This window comes from Streptomyces sp. HD (assembly GCF_028369295.1).
In the GTDB taxonomy this organism is placed as follows: Bacteria; Actinomycetota; Actinomycetes; order Streptomycetales; family Streptomycetaceae; genus Streptomyces.
Map to the genome: position 1 here is coordinate 77167 of NZ_JAQMYP010000025.1, position 17389 is coordinate 94555.

The 17389-nt window shown below is 71.8% G+C and carries 15 protein-coding genes; 8 read left to right on the plus strand and 7 right to left on the minus strand.

All coding sequences use genetic code 11. The features are described 5' to 3' along the window. The first annotated feature begins 22 nt into the window (after window positions 1-22). Complete coding sequence (locus tag POF73_RS24175; RefSeq protein WP_272118978.1) at window positions 23-889, plus strand: alpha/beta fold hydrolase; 867 nt, start codon at window positions 23-25, stop codon at window positions 887-889. A gap of 25 nt (window positions 890-914) precedes the next feature. Here POF73_RS24175 and POF73_RS24180 read toward each other — a convergent pair whose 3' ends face one another. The 3 genes from POF73_RS24180 to POF73_RS24190 all read right to left on the minus strand — a co-directional run bounded on the left by POF73_RS24180 (window position 915) and on the right by POF73_RS24190 (window position 4030). Continuing rightward, complete coding sequence (locus tag POF73_RS24180) at window positions 915-2507, minus strand: transporter (protein WP_272118980.1); 1593 nt, start codon at window positions 2505-2507, stop codon at window positions 915-917. Continuing rightward, on the minus strand, window positions 2504-3274 hold the full coding sequence (locus POF73_RS24185) for an ABC transporter ATP-binding protein (RefSeq protein ID WP_272118982.1): 771 nt from the start codon (window positions 3272-3274) through the stop codon (window positions 2504-2506). Before POF73_RS24185 ends, POF73_RS24180 begins: the two co-directional genes overlap by 4 nt. Window positions 3275-3367: 93 nt before the next feature. Continuing rightward, a complete protein-coding gene (locus POF73_RS24190) occupies window positions 3368-4030 on the minus strand; it encodes a bifunctional DNA primase/polymerase (protein WP_272118984.1) in 663 nt (220 codons plus the stop codon). Between the two features lie 318 nt (window positions 4031-4348). Here POF73_RS24190 and POF73_RS24195 point away from each other — a divergent pair, with 318 nt between their 5' ends. After that, on the plus strand, window positions 4349-5734 hold the full coding sequence (locus POF73_RS24195) for a transcriptional regulator (RefSeq protein WP_272118986.1): 1386 nt from the start codon (window positions 4349-4351) through the stop codon (window positions 5732-5734). A 202-nt stretch (window positions 5735-5936) separates the two neighbouring features. Then, window positions 5937-7946, plus strand: coding sequence for a hypothetical protein (locus POF73_RS24200; RefSeq protein ID WP_272118988.1), 2010 nt, complete (start codon window positions 5937-5939; stop codon window positions 7944-7946). A gap of 35 nt (window positions 7947-7981) precedes the next feature. Here the strand turns inward: POF73_RS24200 and POF73_RS24205 are convergent, their stop codons facing one another. Then, complete coding sequence (locus POF73_RS24205) at window positions 7982-9289, minus strand: ABC transporter substrate-binding protein (protein WP_272118989.1); 1308 nt, start codon at window positions 9287-9289, stop codon at window positions 7982-7984. 117 nt (window positions 9290-9406) lie between these two features. Here POF73_RS24205 and POF73_RS24210 point away from each other — a divergent pair, with 117 nt between their 5' ends. Both POF73_RS24210 and purU read left to right on the plus strand, forming a co-directional pair. Further along, complete coding sequence (locus tag POF73_RS24210; RefSeq protein ID WP_272118991.1) at window positions 9407-9907, plus strand: SCO4402 family protein; 501 nt, start codon at window positions 9407-9409, stop codon at window positions 9905-9907. A 47-nt stretch (window positions 9908-9954) separates the two neighbouring features. Next, window positions 9955-10836, plus strand: coding sequence for a formyltetrahydrofolate deformylase (gene purU / locus POF73_RS24215; protein ID WP_272118992.1), 882 nt, complete (start codon window positions 9955-9957; stop codon window positions 10834-10836). Between the two features lie 165 nt (window positions 10837-11001). Here purU and POF73_RS24220 read toward each other — a convergent pair whose 3' ends face one another. Both POF73_RS24220 and POF73_RS24225 read right to left on the minus strand, forming a co-directional pair. Next, complete coding sequence (locus POF73_RS24220) at window positions 11002-12504, minus strand: MDMPI N domain containing protein (protein ID WP_443049626.1); 1503 nt, start codon at window positions 12502-12504, stop codon at window positions 11002-11004. After that, the gene (locus POF73_RS24225) at window positions 12501-13085 is read right to left on the minus strand and encodes a sigma-70 family RNA polymerase sigma factor (protein WP_272119090.1); all 585 of its coding nucleotides are present in this window, start codon (window positions 13083-13085) and stop codon (window positions 12501-12503) included. The genes POF73_RS24220 and POF73_RS24225 overlap by 4 nt, the downstream gene beginning before the upstream one ends. Window positions 13086-13459: 374 nt before the next feature. On the opposite strand from POF73_RS24225, the gene POF73_RS24230 reads away from it, so the two are divergent. Together POF73_RS24230 and POF73_RS24235 are read left to right on the plus strand one after the other, a co-directional pair. Further along, window positions 13460-13840 carry an STAS domain-containing protein gene (locus POF73_RS24230; protein ID WP_272118995.1) on the plus strand — a complete coding sequence of 127 codons (381 nt, stop codon included), beginning with the start codon at window positions 13460-13462 and terminating at the stop codon, window positions 13838-13840. Between the two features lie 237 nt (window positions 13841-14077). After that, window positions 14078-14590: an EF-hand domain-containing protein gene (locus tag POF73_RS24235; protein WP_272118997.1), complete on the plus strand. Its 513-nt coding sequence runs from the start codon at window positions 14078-14080 to the stop codon at window positions 14588-14590. Between the two features lie 3 nt (window positions 14591-14593). Here the strand turns inward: POF73_RS24235 and POF73_RS24240 are convergent, their stop codons facing one another. Next, the gene (locus POF73_RS24240) at window positions 14594-16102 is read right to left on the minus strand and encodes a class I adenylate-forming enzyme family protein (protein WP_272118999.1); all 1509 of its coding nucleotides are present in this window, start codon (window positions 16100-16102) and stop codon (window positions 14594-14596) included. Between the two features lie 151 nt (window positions 16103-16253). On the opposite strand from POF73_RS24240, the gene POF73_RS24245 reads away from it, so the two are divergent. Then, complete coding sequence (locus tag POF73_RS24245) at window positions 16254-17387, plus strand: acyl-CoA dehydrogenase family protein (protein WP_272119001.1); 1134 nt, start codon at window positions 16254-16256, stop codon at window positions 17385-17387. Window positions 17388-17389: the final 2 nt, after the last annotated feature.

Here is a 17389-nt window from a genome sequence, read left to right on the forward strand (position 1 = left end):
AGCTAGGGGGGTGCCAGGACCAATGGCGCGGCGCATCGACGTGACCGGGACAGGCGGCGTTCGTCTCGCGGCATGGGAGTTCGGCGACCCTCCCAAGACCGACCCCGCGAAGGAACCCGACGGAACCACCGGTGTCCTGTTACTGCACGGCCTCATGGGCCGCGCCTCGCACTGGGCCTCCACCGCCCGCTGGCTCTCCGAGCGGCACCGCGCGGTCGCCCTGGACCAGCGCGGGCACGGCCGTAGCGACAAGTCGCCGCAGGCCTCCTTCACACGCGAGGCGTACGTCGACGACGCCGAGGCCGCCCTCGAACAGCTAGGTCTCGCCCCGGCCGTCCTCATCGGCCACGCCATGGGCGCGCTGACCGCCTGGCAGCTCGCCGCCAAGCGGCCCGACCTGGTGCGCGGCGTGATCATCTGCGACATGCGGGCCTCCGCACTCGGGGCGGCCTCGCAGCGGGAGTGGGCGGACTGGTTCAAGTCCTGGCCGGTGCCCTTCGCCACGCTCGCCGACGTGCGCAAGTGGTTCGGGGAGGACGACCCGTGGGTCGAGCGGCCGAACGCCGCGCGCGGGGAGTTCTACGCCGAGGTCATGCACGAGTGCGAGGACGGCTGGCGGCCGGTGTTCGTGCCGGACCAGATGCTCACCTCCCGGGAGACCTGGGTGTTCGACGCGCACTGGGAGGAGCTGGCGCAGGTGCAGTGCCCGGCGCTGGTCGTCCGTGGGCTCGACGGTGAGCTGGGGCGGGCCGAGGCGCAGGAGATGGTCCGGGTGCTGCCCCGCGGGGAGTATGCGGAGGTGTCCGACGCCGGGCACCTCGTGCACTACGACCAGCCGGAGGGGTGGCGGGCCGCCATCGAGCCTTTCCTGGACGCGGTACGCACTTGATGCCGGGTGCCGCTGAGCTCGGCCGTCAGCCCTTGCTCACCGCCGTCAGGATCTCCGGCAGGCGGGCCGCCGTTCGCGGCGCCGCCAGCCGTAGTCCCAGCAGCGTGATCGCCGCCCCGTACGCCGCCCCGCCCGGCAGCAGCAGCCACGTCCACGCGTCCCCGTTCTCGCTGACGTTCAGCCAGATCGTCACCGCGATGACCGGTGCGCACAGCAGGGCCGACGCGATCATGCCGCCGAAGATGGAGATCCAGGCCAGGCCCGTCTGGCCGGGAGCGACGTTCTTGTAGCCCTCCTGCGGGATGGAGTACGGGAAGCGCGCCGACGTCCAGGCACCCGTGGCCAGCATCGCGCCGAGCAGGGCGAAGGACAGGCCCAGCACCTCGGGGAGCCCCGGCCAGTCCCCGAGGAGCGCCGTCGTCAGGACGGTGACGAGGGTGGCGTACGGGAGGGTGATCAGCAGGAGCGCCAGGGCCCGGCCGCGCAGTTCGACGTAGGCGTCCCGGGGGGACGAGATCGTCATCGCGACCATCCAGAACGCGGAGGTGTCCTGGCCGAACTGGTTGTACATCATGATGCCGAGCATCCCGGCGGCGAAGCAGGCGAAGTAGATCGAGCCAGTGCCCTGGAGGGCGTTGAACAGCGGCACGATCAGACCGATGGCCAGCGAGGTCACCCAGGCCGCCTTGGTCTTCGGGTCGCGCCAGATGTACCGCAGACTGCGCTCCATCACGGTGCCGGTACGGCCGGCCGGCAGCAGGCGGGACAGCCCGGTCGAGGTCCGTCCCCGTACCGAGGTCTCCGTGGCCGCCTGGAGCGTGGAGCCGTCGGGTGAGGTCATCAGCCGGGTCAGATGCCGGGACCACACGGCGATCAGGACGACCAACGCGGCCGCACTCAGGGCGAGTTGGAGGAGAGCGGTCGCGTACGACCTCTCGCTCACCGACCGCACGGCCCCGATCGCGGAGGCCGGCGGCACCCAGCGCAGCACGTCCGCCGCCGGGTCGAGCTGGGCCAGGCCCGATGAACCGAGCCGCTGCGCCCCGAAGTTGACGACCTGCGCCCCGACCGCGACGAACAGCCCGCTCAGCACCGCCAGATCGCGGCCCTTACGGCTGGTCAGCAGACGGATGTTGGCGGCGGCGACGGTCCGCGCGAGCGCCACGCACACCAGCAGGGCCAGAACGACACCGACGACGCCGACGACGTACGCCAACGCGCCCCGCGCGACCGCGATCACCGAACCCGCGAACAGGCACAGCGTGAACAGCGGGCCCATGCCGATCAGCGAGGCCGCGAGCAGGGCGCGCACCAGGGGCCGGGGACGCAGGGGCAGCATCACCAGCCGGGTCGGGTCGAGGGTCTCGTCGCCGCTGGGGAAGAACAGCGGCATCACGGCCCAGCCGAGCGCGAGGACGGCCACCAGCAGGACGACCAGGGGGTCGGCGTGCTCGGTGCCGCGCAGCATGATCAGGCCGAGGAGCTGGAGCGCGGCGAACAGGAGCACCGCGGCGGCCGAGGCGACGTAGGCGGCCCGTCGGCCACCGGACTGCCGCAGCCCGTTCCTGAGCAGCGACAGCTTCAGCCGTACGACGACCGCTGTGACGTCCGGGCTCATCGCGCCCCGCCGCCCAGCCAGTCGAGGTCGGTCCCGGCGTCGCGGCCGTTCGCACCGACGAGTTCGAGGAACGCCTGCTGCAGCGAGGCCGCCTCGCCGCGCACCTCGGAGAGGGTGCCGTGGGCCCGGATACGCCCGGCGGCCATGACGGCGACCCAGTCGCACAGCGACTCGACGAGCTCCATGACGTGGGAGGAGAAGACGACGGTCGCGCCGGAGGCGGTGTAGCGCTCCAGGACGCCCCGGATGGTCTGCGCCGAGACGGGATCGACACCCTCGAACGGCTCGTCCAGGAACAGCACTTCGGGGTTGTGCAGCAGCGCGGCCGCGAGCCCGATCTTCTTGCGCATGCCGGTCGAGTAGTCGACGACCAGCTTGTGCTGGGCCCCCGCCAGATCGAGTACGTCCAGCAGCTGCGTGGCCCGCTTGTCGACCTCGGCGCCGGGCAGTCCGCGCAACCGCCCCGTGTACGCGAGCAGTTCCCGTCCGGAGAGCCGCTCGAAGAGCCGAAGCCCCTCGGGCAGCACCCCGATCCGCGCCTTGACTTCAACGGGGTCCTGCCAGACGTCGTGCCCGACGACCTCGACGGACCCCTGATCGGGCCGCAGCAGCCCGGTCACCATGGAGAGGGTGGTGGTCTTCCCGGCACCATTGGGGCCGACAAGCCCGATGAACTTGCCCGAGGGCAACTCCAGGTCGATTCCGGCGACAGCAACCTGCTGCCCAAAGCGCTTCCACAACCCACGTACACGAACGGCCGACGTCATGGGTGCCAACCCTAAGGGGCGCGGGGAACTGCGCGAGTAACCGCAGGCAACCCGCAGTCGGCGTCGATCGGCAACCCGGCAGATGAGAGGGCGCTACCGATCACGCCCACACGCATAGGCGAGCGGCGAGATCAACTCCTCCGCGTCCGGCAGCCACCGATTCGCCGGCGTGGGCCGGCACGCCCACTGCACAGCCCCCCGGGACCCGAACCGGGTGGGCGGCCCGGCGACCCACGCGCCCTCGCCGAGCGCCACCAGGTCCAGCGACCCGACCGACCACCCCAGCTTGCGCACCAGCTCGGGCACCTTCACCGACGCACCCGGCAGCACGAAGAAATGCATCCGGCGATTCGGCGTCAAGGTCACCGGCCCCAGCGACAGCTCCATCCGCTCCATCCGGGCCAGCGCGAGAAACCCGGCCGTCTCCGGGACGGAGATCGCGTCGAAGGTGCGCCCCGTCGGCAGCAGGATCGACGCGTTGGGCTGCTTCTGCCACATGCGGCGCGCGACCGTCGCGCTCCCCGTGGCCTGTGTCGCCCAGTCCGGACGTGCGGGGTGCGCGCCGGGCGCGGGGCAGTCGGTGTCGCCGCAGGAGCAGTGCTGGACGCCGTCGAGGGCTTCCAGCCAGGTCCCGGGGAACACGTCCCAGTGGCGCTCCTCGGCGTAGCGAACGGCGGTCTCCAGCAGCGTTTCGCCGCGCTGCTTCGGAATCTGTGCGGCTTCGGTGGCCGGGATCGTCTCTTCCACGCTGAACACAACTCCCGCACCCACCTCGGGTTACGGGCGTCGCGCGCGCGGGGGAGGAGCATTGAATTCGCATTTGGGGCGCATGGGTGCATGTCTGGGGGCGCGCGGGAGGAACCGTGGCCGGAGCTGGGTAGCCACCTGTGGGGTCGGCTTCCGCCTTTACCCCGGCAATCCTCGCAAGCCTCGCATTTTCGGTATGCCGACGGGGCATTGATCTTCACGGCCGGAATCCTGCGGTGCACAGCCGGTGCCCCGGGCTCGGATTTCGGCCGTGGAAGAACGTCAACTCGGTGCGTGGGCAGGCACCGCAGCCACAGGGGGTACGCCATGGCCGCAAGGCCTCTCGTCGCGCGACAGCCGAACGAACGGCTGCAGGCGCTCATCCAGGAAGCGGGCTGCTCGAACGCCGGGCTGGCCCGCCGGGTCAACATGTGTGGCGCCGAGCACGGCCTCGATCTGCGCTACGACAAGACGTCCGTGGCGCGTTGGCTGCGCGGACAGCAGCCACGGGGACGGGCGCCGGCGATCATCGCGGAGGCACTCGGCCGCAAGCTGGGCCGTACGGTCACGATCGACGAGATCGGCATGGCCAACGGCAAGAACCTCGCGTCCGGCGTCGGTCTCCAGTTCTCGCCGACGGTACTGGGGGCCATCGAGCAGGTCTGCGAGCTGTGGCGCAGCGACGTCGGGCGGCGGGACTTCCTGTCCGGCTCGTCCGTCGCCGCGTCCGCGCTGGTCGAGCCCAGCCGGGACTGGCTGATCTCGTCGCCCGACTCACAGGTGGGGCGCTCGGCGGGGCCGCGCGTGGGCCAGTCCGACGTGCAGGCCGTGCGGGCGATGACGCAGGCGCTCGTCGACCTTGATCACCAGTACGGCAGCGGGCATGTGCGCCCGGTCGTCGTGCACTACCTCAACAGCGTGGTCTCCGGGCTGCTGGCCGGGTCGTACCGGGAGGCGGTCGGGCGTGAACTCTTCGCCGCCGTCGCGCGGTTGACCGAGCTCGCCGGGTACATGGCCGTCGACACCGGGCAGCCGGGGCTCGCCCAGCGGTACTACATCCAGGCGCTGCGGCTCGCGCAGGCGGCGGGCGACCGCGGATACGGCGGGTATGTGCTGGCCGCCTCCATGAGCCATCTCGCCGCGCAGCTCGGGAACCCGCGGGAGATCGCGCAGTTGGCGCGGGCGGCGCAGGAGGGGGCGCGGGGGCGCGTGACCCCGCGCGCGGAGGCCATGTTCTATGCCGCCGAGGCGCGCGGTCACGCCCTGATGGGCGACGCGCGGGCCGCCCAGGTGGCGTCCGGGCGGGCCGTGGGCGCGCTGGAGGCGGCCGATCCGGAGTCCGGGGACGACCCGGCGTGGATCACGCACTTCAACGAGGCCTATCTCGCCGACGAGTTGGCACACTGCCATCGCGATCTCGGCCAGGCCGAGGCAGCGGCGCGCAGGGCCGAGGAGTCGCTCGCCGCACTGCCGGAGACGAAGGCACGACGCCGGGCCATCGGTTATGTGCTGCTCGCCACAGCGCAGGCGCAGCAGCGCGAGGTCGAACAGGCCTGCCACACCGGGCTGAAGGCCGTGGAACTGCTGGAGACCCTGCGCTCCAACAGGGGCGCCGAGTATCTGGAGGACTTCCAGCAACGACTGGAGCCGTACCGGGACGAGCCCGTGGTAAGGGAGTTCGGGGCACGGCTGGACCTCCAGGCCGCGGCGTGAAATCGGTGGGTACGACGGCGTGAACGGCAGGGAAACGAAGGCTCCGGCGGAAAATGGGGGGCGTATATAGCGGATTGGGGGCCGGTGCTGTTACCGCGGTCACAGGGACGCAGGTCACGTCCTCGGCCGCGTAGCACCCGGAACGGCGGACCCGGTAGCGTGAGCCGACGATTCCGAAGGTCCCCCATTCGTAGGAGTCCCGGTGACGCAGAGCGGACAGGGCGAGGAGCCCGCGGCGCGACCCGCGCGCGAAGGCATCGTGCTGCCCTCGGACGGTGGTGAGCCGCTGCTGCCGGGAATGACGGGCGGGCACGCCGGCCAGCCGACCCCGGCACCGGCCACGCCACCGACCGCACCCCCGCCCTCGGCACCGCCGGGCGGCCAGGCGTGGGGCAACTCCTGGGGACCCGGCCAGAACCCGCAGAATCCGCCTGCTCCGCCGCAGGCCGCGCCAGGCCAGTCCTGGGGGACACCGCCCGGCCGGCCCTGGCAGGAACAGCAGCAGCAGACGCCGACACCGGACACCTGGGGCACGGCGCCGGACGCCGTCGGAGGCGTACCGTCCCAGCCGCTGCCGCAGGACGGCGCCGGATACGGCGGGGGCATGCAGGGTGCGCAGAGCGCGCCGCCGAGCATGCCGTCGTACGGGCATGACGCCGGTGGACACGGTGCGCAGAGCACGCCGTCGTACCGGCATGACGCCGACGGGCAGGGTGCCCAGAACCCGCCGCCGAGCGCGCCGTCCTACGGGCATGACGCCCAGGCCGGTTCCCCGATGCCCGCGCCGCAGCAGCCTGGGTACGGGCAGGGCGGTCCGTCGGCGTCGCCGCCGACCACGGGTGGGGAGGCGTACGGGGCGCACGGTGGGGGCGCGCCGTTGCCGCCCGCCGGTGGGCAGACGTACGGCACTCCTGGCGCCGGGGGTGCGCTGCCGCCCGCCGTGCACGGCGGCACCAACGAGCTCCTGCCGCACGCCGGTGCCGGTGGCTTCGGGGCGCCGTTGCCTCCGGCCGACGAGGGCGCCACCCAGTACATCCCGCCGGTCGGTGCCGCCCCCGCGGGTGCGGACAACCAGGCCACCAGCTATCTGCCGCCCGTCGGTCCGGGCGGTCCGGCTCCCGCATCCTCCGCGCCCGGCGCGGACGAGGGTGCCACGCAGTACATCCCGCCGGTGGGGCCGGGGGCGCTGCCGCCCGAGGTGTCCAACGAGAGCACGCAGATCCTGGGGCGCGCCCGGCAGGGCGGCGGCGCCGGTCCCGCGGGCGCTGCCGGATCGATGCCGCCCGCTGCCGGGCCCGACGCGGAGGCCACGCGGTACATCCCGCCGGTGACCGGCCGGCCGGGCGCGGCGCCGCACGGCGGGGCGGAGCGGCAGCCGCTCTCCGACTTCGACAGCCTCTTCCGCAGCGAGCCGGGCGGCGAGCCCCCGGCCGCGGCCACCCAGCAGCTGCCGCGCTTCCAGCAGCCGCAACCGCAGCAGCAGGGCGGGCAAGGGCCGGCGTACTTCCCGCCGGGCTCGAACGGCCCGCACGGCTCCTACGGCCCGGATGACGACGACGGTGGCCGCCGGGGCGGCCGTACCGGCTCCCGGCTGCCGGTCATCGCGGCCGTCGGCATCGGCATCGCCGTCCTCGGCATCGGCGCGGGCGCGCTGCTCGCCGGCGGGGACGGGGACGACGAGAAGAGCGACGACAACAGACCCGTCTCCGCCACGGCCCCGGCGACCGAGGGTTCCGCCTCGTCGTCCGCCGACCCGGCCGAGCAGCAGGCGATCGCGCTGGACAAGCTGCTCGCCGACAGCGGTGACAGCCGTACGGCGGTGATCAACGCGGTGGCCGCCGTGAAGTCCTGCGGCAACCTCGGCCAGGCCGCCCAGGACCTGCGCGGCGCCGCCAAGCAGCGCAACCAGCTGGTCACCGACCTGTCCAAGCTCTCCGTCGACAAGCTCCCGAACCACGCCGCGCTGACCGGCGCGCTGACCAAGGCGTGGCAGGCGTCGGCGTCCGCCGACAACCACTACGCGGCGTGGGCCGACCAGGTCGCCGGCAACAAGAAGCTGTGCAAGAAGGGCCAGGCCCGCGCCACCGGCCAGACCCAGGCCGGCAACCGTGCCAGCGGCACCGCCAGCGAGCAGAAGAAGACGGCCGCGCAGCTGTGGAACCCCATCGCCAAGCAGTACGGCCTGACGGAGCGCCAGCCGACCCAGCTGTAGCCGCGGCCGGGCCGGCCGGACCGGCCAGGGGGTGGTCAGTTCACTTCGGCGTTCTGCAGGGTCTTCGTCACGTCGATGAAGCCCTTGCGGGCCGCCACCAGCCGGCCGTCCCGTACGACCTGGAGGGTCACCTCGCGGTTGACCAGCCGGGGGAAGCCGACGGCGGCCAGGACGTCCTGGAACTTCCACCGCAGGGTCGGGGTGAGCCCGCCCGTGGAGACCTTCAGGCCGCCGTTCAGGGCCTCTCGCACGGAGTCGGCGGTCACCTCGTCGTCGCCCAGCGACTCGACGACCTTCTTGAACACCGTGTACGCGATCCATGTGGTCTGCACACCGGCGTCCGCGGGGTCGATGCGGTTGTCGCCGAAGGCCTGCTCGCTGATCACCTTCTTCATGCCGTCCCAGCGCGGATCGGTCGCGACGGGGTACCAGCCGGTGATGTACGACCCCTCGTAGGGGCCCGACGCCCCGCCGTTCGCGTTGATCACGGTCTGGTCGACGCTGCCCAGGACGGTTGCGGTGCGCACGCCGGCGTAGTCGTCGCGGGAACGCCGGAAGGAGTCCATGAACGTAGTGGTGCGGTCGCCCAGGGCGGGCACCACACAGCCCGTCTGCGTCGGGCCGGCGGCGTACTCCAGGGCCCGTCCGGACTGCCCGCTGTACTCGGTGGCGTCCTCCTCGGCCAGCTGGTCGCCGGCGGCCCGGTGTCCGCCCGCCTTGAGGCCGGAGTTCAGCAGGGGCGGCAGCTCGTCGCCCGCGATGCTGTCCGGGCGTACCAGCGCGACGGGGCCGCACCGGCGGGCCAGCTCCTTGCCGAGGCCCGCCAGGAGGGTGGGCTGGCCGCCGTTGACGGGATAGGAGAGCGGGCTGGTGAACTCGGAGTTGGTGACGCCGTAGCCGCCTATGTACGGAATGCCGGCGCCCTCCAGCGAGGGCAGGAAGGTGTCGCCGAACTGGCTGTAGGAGCCGATGACCGCGACGACGTTCTCCTCGGCGGCGCGGTCGGCGCACTGTGCCGCGGCCACGCTGTCGTTGTGGTCGTTGCAGGTGAGGACCTTCAGCCTGTGGCCGTTGATGCCGCCGCGGGCGTTGACCCAGCGGGCGTAGGCCTGGGCGAAGGCGGGCATACCGGGCTTGTTGGTGGCCTTGGTGTCCTCCGGGGCCCAGGTCATGACGGTGATCGAGCCATCCCCGGAACCCCCCGTGGTACCGGGGATGACCCCGCAACCGGCGACGAGTGACCCGCCGGCCACCAGGGCCGCCGCCGTCCGGACGGTCGCACGGACGGGCCGGTTGGTGATCGTGGGGAGGAAGGTGCTGCGGGTGCGTCGCCTGCCGGTCATGGACAGTGACGATTCCGCCACACAACAAACCCGCGCGTGACCCTTGGTTATCACGTGGTGACGAGAAGGTGAATTGCAGGGGTCTGTGATGCGTGAGTGGGGCGGAACGTACGATCGGTGACCGTGCAAGGTTCGGATAGCTCTTCCCGTCGCGGCCGTCGCTCCTCCACCATGGGCGGCATGCCACTCAACGACATGCCGTGGTGGCGCTGGCGCAGCAATGTGCGCTCCGCGCTGCACATGCTCTCCGATCCGGTCTTCCAGCGGGACGTCTGGCTGGCCGGGATCGACGGATACGGGGACGTCACCGACGCCGTGTACCGCCTGGTCGAGGACACCTGGCTGGACAACTGGTCCGCCGAGAAATACGTCGGCACCATATTCAGGGACTCGCAGGAGGCGGCACTCGTGGACACCGCGGTGCTGCGGGTGCTGCGGATCATGCACCAGGTCGGCCCGGACGCACCGGTCTCCGCGTACATGGAGAACCAGGGGTGGCCGGAGGCGGTGCGGGCGGCGCGGGACGCGCATGTCCGGATGGCCATGGCCGACGGCGACGAGCCGGACGCCCCGCCGCGCACCCTCGAAGTGCTGCGGATCATGACGCGGTCCGCGTAACGGGACGACTGTCCGCCGAGGGCCCCGGATATGGGACCCTTTGCTGCATGAGCGAGCAGTCCGACCGAGCCGCGGTCCCCTCCGACCAGTACGTCCTCACCCTTGCCTGCCCCGACAAGCAGGGCATCGTGCACGCCGTGTCGAGCTACCTCTTCATGACCGGCTGCAACATCGAGGACAGCCAGCAGTTCGGCGACCACGACACGGGTCTGTTCTTCATGCGCGTCCACTTCTCGGCGGAGGCGCCGGTGACGGTGGACAAGCTGCGGGCGAGTTTCGCGGCGATCGGTGACTCCTTCCAGATGGACTGGCAGATCCATCGGGCCGAGGAGAAGATGCGGGTCCTGCTGATGGTCAGCAAGTTCGGGCACTGCCTGAACGACCTGTTGTTCCGCGCCAGGATCGGGGCGCTGCCGGTGGAGATCGCCGCCGTGGTGTCCAACCACACCGACTTCGCCGAGCTGGTGGGGTCGTACGACATCCCCTTCCACCACATCCCGGTGACCAGGGACAACAAGGCCGAGGCCGAGGCGCAGCTGCTGGAGATCGTGCGCGGGGAGAGCATCGAGCTGGTCGTGCTGGCCCGCTATATGCAGGTCCTCTCGGACGACCTGTGCAAGGAGCTGAGCGGGCGGATCATCAACATCCACCACTCGTTCCTGCCGAGCTTCAAGGGTGCGAAGCCGTATCACCAGGCTCATACCAGGGGCGTCAAGCTGATCGGCGCGACGGCTCATTACGTCACCGCCGATCTCGATGAGGGGCCGATCATCGAGCAGGAGGTCGAGCGCGTGGGGCATGACGTCACGCCGGACCAGCTGGTCGCGGTCGGGCGGGACGTGGAGTGCCAGGCGTTGGCTCGCGCGGTCAAGTGGCATGCCGAGCGAAGGATTCTGCTGAACGGGCGGCGGACGGTCGTTTTCGCCTAGGAGCGCGGGGGTTCTGCTTGGCGGGCGGCTACGGGTAGTCGGTGGTTGCTCGCGCAGTTCCCCGCGCCCCTGAAGTACGTGCAGTGGACGTATCTCCAGGGGCGCGGGGAACTGCGCGAACGGCCCCCACGCACCCGCAGCCGCCGACGAATCGGCAACCCACCCCTACATCCGGCTCAAGCTCGCCGCAGCGAACAGCACATCCCTGATCGCCTCCCGGTCACCCATCTGTCCCGCCGCGGCCTCCGTCGGAGACACATGTCCCGCGGCCAGGCGGCAGAACTCCCCGCCGTCGAGCGCGATATGCGCCACCTCGTGCTCCGCGGAACCGACCGCCGCCGGAGAGTCCAGCGGGATCAGCCACTCCCCGCCGCCCGAACCCTCGATCTCCAGGCGCAGACTGCGGCCGGGCTCGCCGACCGGGACGAGGTGGCGGTGGGAACCCGGTGACGGCGCCGCCAGGCCCACGCGGCGGCGGGCCGCCAGGACCGTGGGGAGCATCCGGGCCGCGAGGCCGACCAGCTGGTGCAGATCGCTGCCGGACGGCGCCTCGTAGGGGTAGTCCACCGCCTCGGCGATGTCCTCGGCGTGCACCCAGCACTCGAAGGCGCGGTCCAGCATCGCGTCGCGCAGCGGCAGCTCGAAGTCGCCGTAGGGGACGGACAGTTTGCCCCCGCCGCCGATGCCACCCTCGGTGCCGTCGCCCGTGAAGGACACCGTGCGGACCAGGTCGTGGGTCTGCTCACGCCAGGGCGCCCGTACCGCGCGCGTGGGCGGGTAGTGCGAGGCCCGCCAGTACGCCTCCGTGCGCGCGGACGGGGTCGGCCGGTCCGCGCCGACGTCGCCCATCGGGTCCTCCAGGCCGAGCGCGATCGCCACCAGCCCGTCGACCGCCAGCAGATGCGCGATGACCCCGGCGACGGTCGTACGGCGGCTCGTCGGCTCGTCCCTCTCGAACCACCGCAGCCGCACGGGCGCGTGCCACTCGGCGTCGCCGAAGTCCTGCAGCAGGGCGTCGAGCCGGGCCGTCTCCGCGTCGTACGGCGTCGCCCACCCGGGCACCGGAATGCGGGGCGGGCGGCGCTCCAGGCAGCCCTCCAGGACGCGGGTGCGCAGGGACGGGTCCAGGTCGAGGGTCTCGGCGGGATGCAGCAGGCCGACGGCCTCGCGCAGTCGGAGTGCCTCGTCCGCGCAGAAGCCGCAGTCGCCGAGGTGCTCCTCCACGGCCGCGGTCTCCTCCGGCGAACAGGCGGCCAGCGCCCACGCGCCGAGCAGCGACTTCAGGACCCGGTGTTCGAGGACGAGCGGGGGCCGGCGCGGCGCCGGGTCGGCGAGATCCGGCAGGTCGGCCAGATCGGGCAGGGGCCGGCCGGTGTCCTCGACGGAGGCGCGGGGGAGCGGTATGCGGGGTGGCTCGTCCGGGTCCGGTTTCGGGACGGCGGGGTCGTGGCCGTCGCCCTGGCCGCTGCTCATGCCGTCGGCTCCACGGGTGGTGTCTCCGGAACCGCTCTCCGCCCTGTTCTTGTCATGTTCCTTGCCGCCGGGGGAGTCGTCGTGGGAGGAGCCGCCGTGCGGGGAGTCGTCATTCGGCTCCCGGCCTCCGTGTCCCTCGTGTCCCCCGCGCCCCTCATGGTCGTCGTACACCTCGAAACGTCCCGCCTTGTTCACACCGCACCCCCGTATCCCGGCGGCGCCCCGGGGGCGGCTCCGGCGTCGTGGGCCGTGGAGAGCAGTTGCAGGCCCAGGCGGAGGCGGCGGCGGGCCTCGTCCTCGGTGACGCCGAGGTCGGCGGCGGTCTGGCGGTAGTCGCGGCGCTGGAAGTACGCCAGCTCCAGCGCGGCGCGCAGCGGTACGGGCATGGACTGGACGATGTAGTCGGCGCGGGCGGCGACCGAGGCGTGCCGCACCTTGCGCTCCAGCTCCTCGGTGGAGCCGTGGCCGGCCTGCACCAGGGCGGCGGTCTCGGTGGCGCGCAGCCGCTGCACCGCGAGGCGGTGGGTCAGCGCGGCGACCCAGGAGCGCAGCGGGCCCTGCTTGGGGTCGTAGGTGTCCGCGTGCTCCCAGACGTGCGCGAAGACGTCGCGGGTGAGGTGGTCGGCGGCGCGTTCGTCGCCCAGCACGGTGTGCGCGAGGCCGTGCACCAGCGAGGCGAACCGGTCGTAGAGCTCGCCGAGGGCGGCCGCCTCGCCGCGCGCCAGGCGCTGCTGCATCTTGCGGTCCCAGCGGGGCGGTGCGTCCCTCTTCGCCATACGGCCCCCCTCACCGGTCCGTGCCGTCCAGCCTGCGTCCACCGTCTCCTCGAATGTAGTCGGCACGTCTGAGAACGCACGCCCCTTTGTGGCAATGTGCGCCCCTCGGACTGTCATGGCTGGTGACGTACCTCGCACCCGTGGTAGAGGGCCTCCCGCTCGTGACGGGGGTCTCGCGGGGGCTCGGTCCCGCTCGGCTACCCGGTCACCGGGTGATCAGACCTGATCGAACAGGATCGAATGCGATTGGAACAAGCCTTTTCTGATCGGTGACCGTTTTCTGGAGGGAGTTTCAGGGAACAGCCGCTGGGCAGCCGCGCTGCAAGGAAGCGTAGGTGTGGCTTCCGTTTCGGCGAGTCCGGCGAGCGAGGGGCGTGGTGGTGACGTTGAAAGTGACCGGTGGCGAGCGGGGCGACTGGGCCGTGCTCCAGGTGTCGGGCGAGCTGGACCTGGTGACCTCGCCGGCGTTGCGACAGCATGTGCATGACGCGGTGGCCGAGGGTCGGCACAGTCTCGTCCTGGATCTCTCCGAGGTCATGTTCTGCGACTCCAGCGGCGTCGGCGTCCTCATCGCGTCCCGCCGGCTGATCCGCTCCTGCCAGGGCAGCCTGCGGCTGATACTCCCGGCACAGGGCGCGGCGGACGGGTCGCACGTCAACCGGGTCCTGGGGGCACTGGGCGTGCGGCGGCTGTTCGAGGTGTATCCGGACGTCGCGGCGGCGGTCGCGGACGACGCCGGACCGCTGTCGGCCTGAGCCGGGCCGATACCGCATCGGCGGTCTGAGCCGGGCCGATATCGCTTCGGCGGTCTGAGCCGGGCAAATACCCCACCAGCGGCCTGAGCAGTGCCGAGTCCCTCGAAGTGCCACATCGTTGTCCCAAAATTCCCCCGGTCTTGGCACAACCGCCGTTTTACCGCGCCCCGACCGCCCCCGGCGTCGTACGCTCCGTTGCAGATGCACCCCACGTGACGTAAGGCGGCCCCACAAGACATGGTCAGCAGCGAGTACGAGCGCAGGATCGCGGCCCGGTTCGCCGGCTTCGACCAGGACGGCAACGGCTACATCGACCGTGAGGACTTCAACGCGGCGGCCAAGGCGCTGCTCGCGGAGTTCGGCACCACCGCCCGCTCCGACAAGGGCCAGGCCCTGTACATCGGCGCGGAGGCGTTCTGGCAGGGCATGGCCGGCATCGCGGACCGCGACGGCGACCAGCGCATCACCCGCGAGGAGTTCGTGAACGGCGCGGTCAAGCGGCTGCGCGACAACCCGGAGCGGTTCGCGGAGATCGCCCGCCCCTTCCTGCACGGCGCCCTCGCCGTGGCGGACCCCGACGGCGACGGATACGCCACCGTCGACGACACCGCGCGCGTGCTCGTCAGCCTCGGCGTCCAGGAGGACGTGGCCCGGGCGGCGGCCGCCACACTGGACGCGGACAGCGACGGCAAGGTGGCCGAGGGCGAGATCGTGACGGCGTTCGCCCGCTACTTCACGGTCCCCGAGTGATCCCTACGCCGTTCCCGAGAACCGCTCCCTGAGCCGGTACTTCAGCACCTTCCGCAGGGTCTCGTTGCGCGGAAGGGCGTCCACCACCTCCAGCTGCTCCGGCAGCTTGTGCGTCGACAGCCCTTCCCCGCGCAGATACGACGTCAGCGCCCCCAGGGTGAGCCGCTCCGCGCCGGCCGGCTGTTCCACCACCGCGCAGACCCGCTCCCCGCGCTCCGGGTCCGGCAGCCCGATCACCGCGACGTCTCCGACCGCCGGATGCCGGTGCAGCAGATCCTCGATCTCCTTCGCCGAGATGTTCTCGCCCTTGCGGATGATCACGTCCTTGAGGCGACCGGTCAGCACCAGATGCCCGCTGCCCGTCAGATACCCGAGGTCACCGGTCCGCAGGAACCCCTCCTCGTCGAAGGCCGCCGCAGACTGTGCCGGATCCAGATAGCCCCGGCACACCGCCTCCCCGCGCAGCCGCACCTCCCCCTCCACGATCCGGACCTCCATCTGCCGCGGCGGCCGTCCCTCCGTCGTCGCCAGGTTCTCCGCCGTGTCGTCCGGCGCCCCCATCGTGATCATCGGCACCTCGGTCATGCCGTAGCCGTGGGTGAGCTGCACCCCCATCTCGCGGACCACGGCGTGATAGAGCTCCGGTGGCTTCGGCGCCCCGCCGCCCGCCAGCAGCCGCAGCGAGGGGACGACCTTCGCGCCGTCCGGCTGCCTGCGCTGCTCGTTCAGGAACATCGAGTAGAAGGCCGTCGACCCGCCGGCGATCGTCACGCCGTGCGCGCGGTACGCCTCCAGCGCGTCCGGCAGCGCGAACTGCTCGAACATCACCGCCGGGAAGCCGTACAGCAGCAGCATCACCATGTAGTCGGGGCCGCCTATGTGGGCGTACGGGAAGGCGATCGACCCGATGTCGTCGGCCCTCGGACGCAGTGCGTGCGCCAGGCAGGAGCCGCCCGCGATCAGGGAACGGTCCGTGTGCAGGACGCCCTTGGGGTCGGACGTGGTCCCCGAGGTCCAGTAGATCCAGCGCACCGAGGTGCCCTCGGCGGGCGGCGGGGGCAGCACCGCGGGATCGCCGTCGGGCAGGGTGTCGTACGCCTCGAAGATCCCCTTCGCGCCGAGGCGCCGCGCCATCTCGGTGTGGTCGAAGCCCCGCCACTCGCCCGGCACCGCGAAGAACTCCGCCTTCGACTCCCGCAGCGCGAACCCGACTTCACGGTCCCGGTAGAACGGGATGACCGGCGACTGCACGGCGCCGAGGCGGGCCAGCGCGAAGGACAGCAGGGCCGTCTCGATCCGGGTGGGCAGCTGCCAGGCGACGACCGTGCCGGGGCGTACGCCCATGTCGTACAGGCCGGCCGCCACCCGCTCGGCACGCGCGCGTAGCTCGCCGAAGGACAGCGAGCGGGCGTCCTGGAGGAGGACCGGGCGGTCGGGGGTGTGCGCGGCGCGGGCGGCGACCAGGTCCCAGAGGGTGCGCGAGGAACTCAGGGTGTGAGCGATGTCGTACATGACGGCCCCCTGCCACCGGATAGGTGTAGCTGACGGTCAGTCAGATCGTGGGCAGAGCGTAGGGCCCACCGCCTTGTCGGTCCAGGGGTGCGGGACTTAGCCTTCCCGCAGAGCGATATCTGACGGCTCATCAGATATGGAGTGGCCGCACATGGACCTCGCCCACACGCCACAGGAGGAGGAGTTCCGGGCGCGGCTGCGGGAGTGGCTGGGCGAAGTGCTGCCCGCACTCCCGCCGAAGCCCTCCCCGGACGACTGGCCGGGGCGCCGCGCCTACGACCTCGGCTGGCAGCGCAGGCTGTACGACGCCGGGTACGGCGATGTCCACTGGGGTGCCTCGCCGAGCACCCGCCTGATCTTCCTGGAGGAGACCGAGAAGGCGGGCGCCCCTTACGTGGGCGCGGGCTTCGTGGGGCTGCTGCACGCGGGGCCCACCATCGCCGCCGAGGGAACCCCCGAGCAGCGGGCGCGCTGGCTGCCGCCGATCCTGCGCGGGGACGAGGTCTGGTGCCAGGGCTTCAGTGAACCGGACGCCGGATCCGACCTCGCGGCACTGCGCACACGCGCGCGTAGGGACGGCGACGACTATGTGGTGAGCGGGTCCAAGATCTGGACCTCCCATGCCGAAGTGGCCGACTGGTGCGAGCTGTTGGTGCGCACCGACCCGGCGGCAGAGAAACACCGGGGCATCAGCTGGCTCGCCATGCCCATGGACGCGCCGGGCATCACCGTACGGCCGCTGAGAACCCTGGCCGGGTCGGCCGAGTTCGCCGAGATGTTCCTCGACGAGGTCCGCGTGCCGGTCGCCAACCGGGTCGGGGGCGAGAACGACGGCTGGCGCGTGACGATGGTGACCCTGTCCTTCGAACGCGGCACGGCCTTCGTGGGCGAGGTCGTCGCCTGCCGCCGTGTGCTGCGCGAACTCGCCGCCGAGGCGCACAAGAACGGCCGCTGGGACGACCCGGTGCTGCGCCGGAGGCTGGGGCGGCTGAACGCCGAGTTCCGGGCTCTGTGGCGGCTCACGCAGTGGAACGTGAGCGAGGCGGAACTGACCGGCGGGGTACCGGGCGTCGGGGGTTCGGTTTTCAAACTGAGGTATTCGCACGCCCGTCAGGAGCTCTACGACGCCGCCGCCGACGTCCTGGGGCCGGACTCGCTCGACCTCGACCGGCCGTGGGTGCTCGACCGGCTGTCCTCGCTGTCGTACACCATCGCCGCCGGCACCTCGCAGATCCAGCGGAACATCGTGGCCGAGCGGATCCTCGGGCTGCCGAAGGGGCGATGACG

Coding starts and splice junctions, on each gene's coding strand:
- POF73_RS24240 (WP_272118999.1), bottom strand. CDS start 16,102: ATGTACGACATCGCTCACACCCTGAGTTCCTCGCGCACCCTCTGGGAC.
- POF73_RS24225 (WP_272119090.1), bottom strand. CDS start 13,085: ATGGCGAAGAGGGACGCACCGCCCCGCTGGGACCGCAAGATGCAGCAG.
- POF73_RS24205 (WP_272118989.1), bottom strand. CDS start 9,289: ATGACCGGCAGGCGACGCACCCGCAGCACCTTCCTCCCCACGATCACC.
- POF73_RS24175 (WP_272118978.1), top strand. CDS start 23: ATGGCGCGGCGCATCGACGTGACCGGGACAGGCGGCGTTCGTCTCGCG.
- POF73_RS24245 (WP_272119001.1), top strand. CDS start 16,254: ATGGACCTCGCCCACACGCCACAGGAGGAGGAGTTCCGGGCGCGGCTG.
- POF73_RS24180 (WP_272118980.1), bottom strand. CDS start 2,507: ATGAGCCCGGACGTCACAGCGGTCGTCGTACGGCTGAAGCTGTCGCTG.
- POF73_RS24235 (WP_272118997.1), top strand. CDS start 14,078: ATGGTCAGCAGCGAGTACGAGCGCAGGATCGCGGCCCGGTTCGCCGGC.
- POF73_RS24195 (WP_272118986.1), top strand. CDS start 4,349: ATGGCCGCAAGGCCTCTCGTCGCGCGACAGCCGAACGAACGGCTGCAG.
- POF73_RS24185 (WP_272118982.1), bottom strand. CDS start 3,274: ATGACGTCGGCCGTTCGTGTACGTGGGTTGTGGAAGCGCTTTGGGCAG.
- purU (WP_272118992.1), top strand. CDS start 9,955: ATGAGCGAGCAGTCCGACCGAGCCGCGGTCCCCTCCGACCAGTACGTC.